An 11,521-nucleotide genomic window follows, 5' to 3' on the forward strand; every position below is an offset into this window, starting at 1 on the left:
TGTCGCCGGTATGGTAATCTGCCAGATTACCCATTTTTCTGATTTCCCGGACAGATTCTGCGCGATGCCGCGTTCCGGTGTGGGAAATGTTTTCAATTTCACTTTGCCTGTTATGGATTTGCTTGCCACGGTTTCTGATGACGAATTGCCTTTGCTGTACGCCGCTGCGTTATTTGATGCGCCGCTGAGTCAGGGGCGCATGCTGGAGCTGATGCAGATACGCTCGCAGAAAACGCTGATGGGAAATCCTTATGACGTCCGGCTGATCCGTGATTTATCGCTGGATCTGTGCAAGCGGCAGCTGTTACGACAGGAAATCGGGCTCGGATATTTGTTGCGCGAAGATCTCCGCATGACTTTGTGGCTGCGCCTGCAGCAGAGTGGTGAACTGCGCCAATGGATTGTCCATATCCGCGAGCTGCTGAAAAAACAAGGCGAATACCAGCACTGGAAATCTTACGATGCGCAGTTTTACCAGCGCGAAATGCTGTTTTCTGTACTGCTCGGCAGAACCGATGAGGCTTTGCTGTGGCGTGAAAAATTCTTCAGTGTCAGCCAGCATCACCAGTTGATTCCCGGTATGCAGTTTTTTCGCCATGAAGATGGCGTTACCCTGTTTGCGCAACTGCGCCTGATTGATCAGGGCATGCTGCTGACCGATATTTTTAACCGTGCCAACTGGGATTTGCTGGATTGCCGCCGGGCTTACGATTATGCCTGCGGACAGATTGCGCAGCAGTCGAACAGCTGGCCGCAGCTGATGGGTCTGCTGGCATGGCAGGCTCTGCTGCGCGGAGACTTTGCGCAACTGGAGCAGATGCAGCGTCAGCTGCCACCTCAGGCGCAGGGGGAGATTCTGATCGCACTGGCGGTTTTACAAAACAAAATGCAGGCCGCCGTCGGCATGGCGCAGACCTACGCGCAGATGCAGAAATCCGCAAGCGGAAGACGAAAGGCGTTTATCCCCGATCTGCTCGGATTATTCTGCACAGTGGCGATGCTGGCGAAGAACGATGCAGCCAGTCTGAAACTGGCCAAAGCCCAGGTGGATGAAGGCGCGAAGCAGCGTTATGCCTACAGTTATTTTGTATTGCAGACGCTGACCAATCATCTGGCGCAGGGAGTCATGCTGCCGGTATTGCACTTTGCGGTACGGATCCCGAATGATATTGATGTGCTGTTTGAGGCGCTTGCCGCATATTGGCAGGATGCGCCGCCGCATCCGCGCTTACAACCTAAGCTGCATGAAATGCGGGCGGCGATGCTGGAGATGGGATATCACTGGGTGGCAGCCGAGCTGGATGTGCTGCTGGCACAGCAATTCCACGCAGATGCAGTTTGCCCGGACTGGCACAGACAGCATCAGATTCAGCCGCTGGTGCATGCATTGCAGCGTGAAGAAAGCTGGAAGCGGGCGTTGACGGCGCTGACGCAGCTAAAGCCCGCCGGGCAGGAAAAACAGGCGCAGCACGAAGAAGAGCTACGCCTGGCATGGCTGCTGGATATGCATTTCAACGAACTCAAACTGGAGCCAAGAGAGCAGAAGCGCAGCGCAAAAGGCAGCTGGAGCAAAGGGCGGCCGGTCGCCTTGCGCCGTCTGATGCAAGAGCCTGCCAGCATGCCATATCTGACTGAGCAGGACCGGCAATTGGCTGGCTGTGTGCGCAAATCCGGCGACAGTTATTTCGGCGGCAGCGAATTCGATCTGAATCCGGACAAAGCCATGCTGGCATTGATCGGTCACCCGGCTGTGTATTGGTCGGATGCGCCCGACGTCCGTATCGATGTGCTGAAAGGTGAAATGGCGCTGCAATTGAAAGAAAAAGGCGATCAGATCACATTGCAGCTGGCCCCTTATATTGCTGCCGATGCCGGCATGGTCTGGCAAAAGGAAACGCCAACCCGGGTGCTGGTTTATGCGGCCACACCGGAAATCCGCCAGATCACCGGTATTCTTGGTCGTGGCCTGACGGTGCCGGCGACAGCAAAGGGGCAGCTGGTCGATGTGATCGCCGCTATTGCTCCCCATCTGGCAATTCATTCCGATTTGCCTGAACTCGGTGCCCACCTCAGGACGATTCCTGCCGCCACCTGTTTTTACGCGCATCTACTGCCTTTACAGCAAGGTTTACGTTTGCAGTTTCTGGTGCGTCCGTTGCCGGAGGGAGGCTGGCTGACGCCGGGAAAAGGTGCAGCGCATGTGTTGGGCGAGCAGGACGGTAAGCCGGTACAGGCCAGCCGCGATCTGGCGCGCGAAACTACGCAGCTGCGGCGCATCGTGCAGGCGTGCCCCGCATTGAGCGAGGCTGAGCAGCAGGCGGGGGAATGGCAGATTCCGCACCCTGAGCAATGCCTAGAGTTGCTCGCGCAACTCAAAGCGATTCCAGCAGAAGAACTGGAGCTGGTGTGGCCGGAGGGAGAACGGTTTCGGTTAAAAGGCAGTCGTTCCCTGACCGATCTGCGGCTCAGTATCCGCCGGCAGGGCGAATGGTTTGTAGCGGGTGGCGGATTGACTCTGGATGATGGCAGGGTGCTGGCGCTGCGCGAATTATTGCAGATGGCAGCCAGCGCACGCGGCCGTTTTTTGAAAATTGGCGAAGATGATTATCTGGCGCTTACCAACAGTTTCCGGCAACGGCTGGAAGAATTGCGCGTGTTGAGCGAAGCGGCGGCGAAGGGCGAACTGCGCCTGAATGCGCTCGCGGCCCCGGCACTGGCTGAGCTGGCAGCCGAAGCCGGTGAACTGGAGACGGATGCTGCCTGGCGCGAGCAGTTGCAAAAACTCGAAGAACTGGAAAATTTTCATCCGCAAGTGCCTTCAACTTTACAAGCGGAATTGCGTGATTATCAGCTGGCCGGCTATCAGTGGCTGTCCCGATTGGCGCACTGGGGCGTTGGCGCTTGTCTGGCGGACGACATGGGACTGGGAAAAACCATGCAGACGCTGGCGTTGCTGTTGCAGCGTGCCCCGGCCGGACCGGCACTGGTCGTCGCGCCGGTCTCGGTGGCAATGAACTGGCAGGCCGAAGCCCTGCGTTTTGCGCCGACACTCTCCGTCAGGCTGTATCAGAGCCAGCGCTCTCTGGAGGCGCTGGGGGCATTCGATCTGGTGATCGTCAGTTACGGCATGCTGCAATCGGATGCCAGGCTGTTTGCTGCGCAGCACTGGCACAGCATCGTACTCGATGAGGCACAGGTCATCAAAAATGCAGCCACCAAGCGTAGTCAGGCAGCCATGGCACTGCAGGCAGATTTTAAAATGATCGCCAGCGGCACGCCGGTTGAAAATCATCTGGGTGAACTCTGGAATTTATTCCGTTTCATTAATCCTGGCCTGCTGGGTTCCAGAGAGCGGTTTGCCGAACGGTTCAGCACGCCGATTGAACGTGGCGATTCGCAAGCACGCCAGCATCTGAAGAAGCTGATCCAGCCATTTATTTTGCGCCGTACCAAGGCGCAGGTGCTGACAGAGCTGCCTCCCCGCACGGAAATCACCTTACAGGTGGAGCTCAGCGATGAAGAGCGTCATCTCTATGAAGCATTGCGACAGGAAGCCATGGACAGTATTGCCGCGATGAGCCAGCAGGAGGGACAATCTTTAAAAGTACTGGCAGAAATTACGAAGCTGCGCCGCTTCTGCTGCCACCCGCAACTCGTGTTCCGGCAGTCAGCGATTCATGGCAGCAAACTGGCGGTCTTGCACGACACTATTACTGAATTATTGGATAACCGGCACAAGGCACTGGTGTTCAGCCAGTTTGTGGATCATCTGGCGATTGTGCGTGCCAGTCTGGATAGTCAGGGTATTGCTTATCAATATCTGGATGGCAGCATTCCGGCGGCAGAGCGCAAGAAACGGGTCGATGCCTTTCAGGCAGGCGAGGGGGATATTTTCCTCATCAGCCTCAAAGCTGGCGGCACCGGGCTGAACCTGACAGCAGCAGACTATGTGATACACCTCGACCCCTGGTGGAATCCTGCTGTGGAAGATCAGGCTTCTGACCGGGCCCACCGCATGGGGCAGCAGCGTCCGGTAACGATCTACCGGCTGGTGACGCAAAACACGATCGAAGAAAAAATCCTGGCATTGCATGCAGAAAAACGCGATCTTGCAGACAGCCTGTTGGATGAAGGCGATGTCGCCGCCCGGCTGGATACTGCAGCGTTGCTGAATCTGCTGAAAACGGGCGTCTGAACCGATATCTGCAGCCATGCCGGATTGCCGCCGCAGCGGACTGTAACCGCGACATCAGGTAAGGGTACAATGTCGGGTTACTGAATGTCTGAAAATTGTGTATGAATACCGTTTTACCCTGCGTTGCCGCATCGGATACAGCAACCGCGCCCCGCATTTTACCGCCGCGCCGCGTCTCTGTGGCCCCGATGCTCGAGTGGAGTGATCGGCACTGCCGTCAGTTCCACCGTCATATTACCCGCCATACTTGGCTGTATACGGAAATGGTCACTACCGGTTCTCTGCTGCATGGTGATTTGCAGCGGCATCTGGAATTCAATCCGGATGAGCATCCGCTTGCCCTGCAGCTTGGTGGCAGTGAGCCTGCCGATTTGGCGCATGGCGCCAGACTCGGGGAGCAATGGGGCTATGATGAAATCAATCTGAATTGCGGTTGTCCTTCTGAGCGGGTGCAGAAGGGGGCCTTTGGCGCCTGCCTGATGGCAGAACCGCAGCTGGTGGCGGATTGCGTGAAAGCGATGAAAGATGTCGTCTCGATTGATGTCACCGTTAAACACCGGATTGGCATTGATGATGTCGATTCTTATGAATTCATGCGTGATTTTGTCGGCACGGTGGCTGAGGCTGGCTGCCGCACCTTTATCGTCCATGCCCGCAATGCAATCTTGAAAGGTCTGACACCACGTGAGAATCGCGAGATTCCCCCGTTGAAGTACGACTACGCCTATCGCCTGAAGAAAGAATTTCCGGAGCTGGAAATTATTCTTAACGGCGGCATCAAAACGGCAGAGGAAATGGACTTGCATTTGCAGCATGTGGATGGTGTTATGATCGGGCGCGAGGCGTATCACAATCCGTATTTCATGGCGACTTTTGACGAGCGGTTTTACGGGGATGCCACGCCAGTCAAAACGCGGGAAGAAATCCTGCATTGCATGATTCCGTATATATATCGCCAGCTGGAGCTGTATGGAAACAATGGCAAAGGCCTGCGTTTAAACAGCGTGATCCGTCATATGCTGGGGCTGATGATGGGGCTGGTTGGTGCGCGGGCATTCCGGCAGACTTTGTCAGATAGTAAAAAGCTGGCGCAGGGTAAGCCGGAAATTTTGCTGGAAGCATTTGAGCGCATGCAAAGTGTGACGACGTATGACCGCAACCAAGAAGAAGCCCGGTAAACAGGAAAATTTTTCAACCAGTTCAATCAATTCAATCAATGAATCAAAGGGAGCGATGATGAAGCAATTTTTGAAGGCAGCAGCGTTAACCTGCATGATGTCAGCCTCGGCCGCATATGCCGATGTCGTGATTAAAGACGCCTGGGTCAGGGCAACTGTGCCGCAGCAGCAGGCAACCGGTGCTTTCATGCAGATTCAGAGTGCCCGGCATGTCAGGCTGGTTGAGGTGCAGACCGCGGCAGCTGGTGTGGCCGAAGTCCATGAAATGAAAATGGAAAATAATGTGATGAAAATGCGGGCAATGAACGCATTGGATATCCCTGCCGGAAAAAGCATTGAACTCAAGCCGGGTGCTTACCACATCATGCTGATGGATTTAAAAAATCAGGCACGTGCAGGCGAGACTGTGATTCTGAAGCTGACTTTTGAGGATGATGACAAAAAACGTGAAGTGCAGGAAGTGAAAGCATCGGTCAAAGAAATGACGATGATGCAGCATAAAATGTAAGTTCACATCAGAATTTGTGACTGTCGGCGGTCAACGGTAAAAAAATGTAATAGCGGATGATGAAGCGTGTTGGCAAGGTTATATTGCAGGCGTCTCACCGCACGCTCCTCATCTCACGAATATTGTGAGTTCATGCCTACGCTCTGCGTAGGCTTTTTTATGCCCGCCTCAGATATGACCAGCCAAAAGCCAATTCAGTTGAAGTTGAAATGCAAAAAACAATAAAAAAAGCCCGTTTTTAAAGCGGGCTTTTTTTATTGAATCTGATGGGGTGGTCGATGGGAGTACATCCATTTTTGCCACAAGCTATTGATTAATATGAGAAGTAACTGTTTTTGTTGTCCCATTTTACACAAAAAAGTGCTACACCAACTGCTACACTAACCCTACTAACAATATAATTATTAGTTCCTGTACCTACTCACTTTGTTCCGTAGGACATGCCAACGGCAGACCCTCCAAAGAGCCACGCGGCGATTGAGTGATAGAAAGGACACATAGAACCTGCTATCTTTTCACCTGTAAAAACTACTTAAGCAGGAAATTCATGCATAAAAATAAACTATTGAGCATGGTTGTTGGAGCTTTTGTTTGCAGTTCAATCGTAGCTGGTTGCAGTAATCAGGACGAAGCTCCTAAATCAATTCGGGATATTAGTTCTGTAATTACCAAAGTTGAGCAATCACCTGACAACAAAAAAATCACCGTAACCATTAAACAAGATTCGATATTTCAGGGTGGAAATGCCACCAAAGACGTACTCAATGGGATTATGAGTAATTTCAAATCACTCCCCTTTGATAACGTGGAAGTGATTATGGATGAGGTTCTGGTTGATAAGTATGGAAAAGAATCTATTGAGCCAATTATCAGCCTCAATTTCCCAAGAAGTGAAATGGAGAAGATCGATTTTAAAAATGTGGTTGGTTGGAATATTCTTAATATTTCCACCCCTCATAGAATAGGAACGGTTTCTGCTCATATCGTTGCTCAGGAATGTGCAGAGGAAAATAATGCAAAATATGCCTCTGAATTTTGCAATAATATTACCCAATAGCCATGGACCTAAAAATGGAAAAATCAATTGCTGTTTCAAAGGCATTGGAACAACAGGACATTCCTCTATCTGGCCAAACAGTTCTGCACCTTATGAAATTGGCTTCACTTGTTGAGGAAGCAGAGTACGTTTCCTCAAGTGGTTCAGGTGAGATCAAAAGCTACTCAAGACTGACTCCAAGTGGTTTGAAATATGGTGAAAACAAGAAAACCATGAGCCCCACAAAAACTGATATAACAATATATCCCAGCAAAATTAAAGAGATCTTGATCGAATGTCACAGTGCATTAGGTGTATATCTATCCACACTGTAAAGCACTCCAAAAACAAGAAAAGCTCCAATGCAAATTGGAGCTTTATCCTTTATATTCCCAAAACTTGACAATCCAGAAGAATTTCTTAACTTGGGAATGACACCCGACCAAAGTGTTAAGATCAATATAATCACCGAATACAATTTGTCAAGATTGAATTGCTCTACACTGGAAGGTGTGGGGCAATTTTTTTATGCGTCGATTCAGTTCCGCGATTCAGGAAATTGCTCGTGAAGGTATTGGGTAATAAATAGCACAGGTAAAAATAGTCAGGTAGCAACCAAAATTCCATAGTTCCCTGATAACTGGAAAAGGTGAAACACCTAATATTGAAACAGACCCAACTAAAATTTTATAGGGTAAGTGGTTAGAATGAGATCCAAGCAAAACCACAATGAAGACAATCAGCAGAACCATGCTTGGGGGAGGTTAATTTCCTGAATCTGCAACATAGAAATGATTACACCAATTTCTATTCTGGTATGTAGGCACTACTAAGCCACAACAGATAACGTCACCAACTCAAATATCAATATTTGGGTAAGGGAAGACTTTTTCTGGCTTAGTAGTGTAGAGAGTGAAACGAACGAAACGAATATGCCAGAAAAAGTACAATACAAACCAGTACAGAGATCCATACAGAAAACCATCTATGGAGAATAGTACCCGTAGGGGTGATATTAACGAAGTTAATATAAACGGACGAACGCCACTTAAAACACGTTTTTATGCAATTTTTGGTTTTGGCAAGACCCCAATAAATTCTCTGGCAATATTGAAGAATTTTTCAAATCTCTGTCTGAATCGAGATCTCAATTCAACATTCTTCCTTCTTTCATTTGCCAACTCCTGTTCCATTTTGAGCATTCTTTCCTGATATTGGAATACAAGACCAGCATCACCAATCTTCTGGTTAATTGCTTCCTGATAGACCTCTTTCTTGTTTTCCATATCAATTCGCTCCACTTCCATTTCTTTTCGCTCAATTTTTGCTGCTTTGGTTTCTTTGAAAAATTCCATTTGCAGATTCTGAAAATTGAGCATACTGAATTGCCGATAAATATCTGCCTCATGTTTAATATTTTTTATTAGTGGCAGAATGCATTCTGAAAATTTTTTCTTGAGTGCATCTTCAGACATTCTTTCTTTCCATGAGAAATCAATCCCGTCTACAAGTTCACGAAATTTTTTCTCATATGCAGGACTACTTTCTAAAATCTGCTGAACTTTTTGAATGGTGTACTCGTAGTCACTTGCTTCCTGGTGCTTGGCCTTGGACCCTTTTTGACCTCGTACCAATCCCCACTTTTTATTATTATCAGCAAAACGTGTTTGTAGATCTGCAAGGTACTCTGGATTGATTTTGGCAGAGCTCAAGGACCAAGTTTCTTTCTCGCACTCCCCATATCGATTCCTGTACCTCTTTATGGTTTTTTGTTCAGTCGTCACAAAGAAATGAATATGAGGTGTTTGTTCGTCCATGTGGAGTACGGCAAACTTGAGTTGATCACCAAATTCTTTCCTCATAAATTTAACTTGATCACCTGCCCACTTCCCAATGTCTTCTACTGACTTCCCCACAAAAAAATCTGGAGAGGCAATAGCAAAATATTCAAAGCAGAGTACGTTGTTTTTCTTTTCTTTAATTCCCAACTTCTGATAGTGCTCAGTTAACTTGACCTGAAAGTCTGGACCAGATTTCATATCAATGCCAAAGTCGTTGATCAAAATCTGATTCAACTCACTACGTGAAGAATCGATATTTTTTTGGTGCCTCAACCGTAAGTTGTGTCTAACAGCAGAAGTGAGGTGAGATCGATTTTTGATTTTCTTCGTGCGAAGCACTGCATATTGCGGCTTGACTTTGTTTTTGCTTTTATGTGTCATATTTTGTTCTTGTTTTTATTTTGTGCCTACAATAATCGTAACGTACAAATACCGAAAGGCAAGATCAAAACCTTTGACCAACGTAAAACGTTGATCGCCTACTATGTCAACCTAGATCGCTTCGCTAACCTAGGTTGGTAGGCCAAAGAGTTTCACTCTCTGGACTCTCAAAAACATAAACCCAACACCTTGAGGACCTGTCCTCAAACTCCTGTTCCGAATGCCAAAAAAAATCCCACTATAAAGTGGGATTCCTTTTGACACTCGGTCTGTTTTTTCTAATCTGTCACCTATCAAATTTGATAGTTGACATTGCTTGAATAGGTGTTACTCCTTCACCTGCTTTTCTTTCTCTTTGAGAAATTTTTTTCGTTCGTTGATCGATTTTTTGTTGACCAGACCTTCCAGTATTTTTTCATTTTTAAACTTGAACTGGAATTTTTTGAAGTCCACACCGTGATCAATTTTATCAAGAATTGAACGAATGAACTCAACTGGGTACTCTTTACCGTACACTGTTTGAGTGACATCACCTTCCATACTGTGACCTAAAATTCGTTTACGAATTGGCAGGTCAATTTGCAGATCCACCAAAGACGCTCCTACAGTTTTTCTCAAACTGTGGAACACCTTTTGAGATTGATCTACTGTAATGAGTTGCTTTTTGTACTGGGTCCAATTGTAGGAAATATTTTTAGCATATCCATTGGAGGCAGTTTTTGTGAGGTAGGGAAACAACAACGAAGTTTCACCATAGGTGTTTTTCACCAACTGATAATATTCCAAAAAGTTGGTCAAAAGTAGATCGGAAGTAAAAGGCATTTTACGAACTGCCGAAGGTGTTTTTACTTCCTTATCTTCCCCATTGTCATTAATATCAAAAACCCACACTCCACCTTCCTGATAAATATCACTAATGTAGAGTTGAGCAATTTCATCAACTCGCATTCCAGTAGCAAGACTGATCAATGGAGCAAAAAACAAATCTGGTTTTTTGAACCGTTTCACATATTCTTCGAAATTCTCAACGAACAATCGTTGAATTTCTTCATTGGAATATGGCAACCAAGAATCTGTATGCTTTGCTCGTTCCGATTTTTTCACGAGGTGCATATTTGAGAACGGGTTCTCAAATGGATACTTGCCAGCACCAATAGCAAAATCAAAAAAACCTTTGAGGGTTTTTGTGTAATTATCTACTGTGAGAGGACTATCCTGATCTTTAATGATCAATTCACGGTAATCTCCAGCTTGTGGCTTGTGAATTTCATCAATAAAAATAACACCACGAGATCGATAGTAATCGATAAATTTTTCAATTCGTGGGAAGTAGGCAGCTTGAGTAGCTTCTGCAAAAACCTTCTCTTTTGCTATCTTGTACGAACCAAAAAGATCCACAAGGCGATAGCGAGAGCTCCCATGGGTAGTAGCTCCAGCACTATTTGAGGCGGTTACAGGCTGTTTTAACAAGCCTATTTGAGAAATGGTATCCTGATATGCAGATCGTTCTTCCTCAACCTGCATATTAAAGTCAATCTTCGTGCCATTGGGTAATGTGACAGACAGATCACGGTGATCCCCAATTCCTATTATTTTTTTCATTTCTGCAACCCATTTCTCAAAGGACAGAGCTACTTGAAGTGACCTCAAGTATGCCAGTTTCCGATCCTTTGTACGAAGACTCTGGATAAGCTTGGGTTGCTGTACGTGGGGGAGAAGTGCTTGAGGTACGAACAGACGAATGTAGTAGGTACCGTGTCTGTTCTGGTAGGTGTTTTGCAACATGGTGCAGGTTCCAAGTTGAACCTGTGGCGCAAAAATGTGCTACACCAACTGCTACACCTTCAATGACATTCTCTTTGTAAGTTACTGATTACAAAGAGAAAAAATGTATTGGGGTGGTCGATGGGACTCGAACCCACGACAACAGGAATCACAATCCTGGACTCTACCAACTGAGCTACGACCACCACTGTACTATCTGCGGCTTTCGCCGCCAAGTGAGCTATGCATTATACAAGCTTTGTATACTCCTAGCAAGTCTGCGGCAGCAGATATACGGATTGTTTTCTTGTTGGCTTGCTCAGTGCCAGCCGGATTATCTTGAAGGCATTGAAGCGCTGCCTGTACTTTATCTGTATGTATCTGTGTAGCGACATGATCTTGTCGGCAATGGCTGATGCTGCTCTAGGAATATATTCAGGGATTTCCGTTCAGGTAAGCGTGTTAATTCGTGCATATAGTGTGATGTTTAACAATTGTCTGTGTTGACCTTCGGTACAATGACATAGTTGCTAAGCGGTAAAAATATGCTGACTGACATCGCTTGGTGGGCTGCCGGACTGAGCTGCCTGCCTGGGAACTGCAAATTGGGTTTCTTCA

7 protein-coding genes and 1 tRNA gene are annotated in these 11,521 nt (G+C 47.5%); 5 read left to right on the forward strand and 3 right to left on the reverse strand.

All coding sequences use genetic code 11. The annotated features are described in order from the left end of the window. The first annotated feature begins 64 nt into the window (after positions 1 to 64). The 5 genes from H8K27_RS06320 to H8K27_RS06340 all read left to right on the forward strand — a co-directional run bounded on the left by H8K27_RS06320 (position 65) and on the right by H8K27_RS06340 (position 7,252). Positions 65 to 4,195, forward strand: a complete 4,131-nt coding sequence (locus H8K27_RS06320; protein ID WP_222610612.1) for a DEAD/DEAH box helicase — start codon at positions 65 to 67, stop codon at positions 4,193 to 4,195. 101 nt (positions 4,196 to 4,296) lie between these two features. Next, positions 4,297 to 5,373: a tRNA dihydrouridine(20/20a) synthase DusA gene (gene dusA / locus H8K27_RS06325; protein ID WP_186862329.1), complete on the forward strand. Its 1,077-nt coding sequence runs from the start codon at positions 4,297 to 4,299 to the stop codon at positions 5,371 to 5,373. Between the two features lie 94 nt (positions 5,374 to 5,467). Then, positions 5,468 to 5,881 carry a copper chaperone PCu(A)C gene (locus tag H8K27_RS06330; protein WP_230418974.1) on the forward strand — a complete coding sequence of 138 codons (414 nt, stop codon included), beginning with the start codon at positions 5,468 to 5,470 and terminating at the stop codon, positions 5,879 to 5,881. Between the two features lie 547 nt (positions 5,882 to 6,428). Then, on the forward strand, positions 6,429 to 6,938 hold the full coding sequence (locus tag H8K27_RS06335) for a hypothetical protein (RefSeq protein ID WP_186862330.1): 510 nt from the start codon (positions 6,429 to 6,431) through the stop codon (positions 6,936 to 6,938). Positions 6,939 to 6,952: 14 nt separating this feature from the next. Then, positions 6,953 to 7,252 carry a hypothetical protein gene (locus tag H8K27_RS06340; RefSeq protein WP_186862331.1) on the forward strand — a complete coding sequence of 100 codons (300 nt, stop codon included), beginning with the start codon at positions 6,953 to 6,955 and terminating at the stop codon, positions 7,250 to 7,252. A gap of 726 nt (positions 7,253 to 7,978) precedes the next feature. On the opposite strand, the gene mobV is transcribed toward H8K27_RS06340, so the two are convergent. From mobV to H8K27_RS06355, 3 genes are all read right to left on the reverse strand, one after another. Continuing rightward, a complete protein-coding gene (mobV, locus tag H8K27_RS06345) occupies positions 7,979 to 9,139 on the reverse strand; it encodes a MobV family relaxase (RefSeq protein ID WP_186862332.1) in 1,161 nt (386 codons plus the stop codon). A gap of 327 nt (positions 9,140 to 9,466) precedes the next feature. Next, positions 9,467 to 10,924 (reverse strand): DUF6538 domain-containing protein, encoded by a 1,458-nt coding sequence (locus tag H8K27_RS06350; protein WP_186862333.1) that lies wholly within the window; start codon positions 10,922 to 10,924, stop codon positions 9,467 to 9,469. A gap of 109 nt (positions 10,925 to 11,033) precedes the next feature. Beyond that, a tRNA-His gene (locus H8K27_RS06355) sits at positions 11,034 to 11,109 on the reverse strand. Positions 11,110 to 11,521: the final 412 nt, after the last annotated feature.

This window comes from Cognatundibacterium griseum, assembly GCF_014284195.1.
Classification (GTDB): Bacteria; Pseudomonadota; Gammaproteobacteria; order Burkholderiales; family Burkholderiaceae_D; genus Undibacterium; species Undibacterium griseum.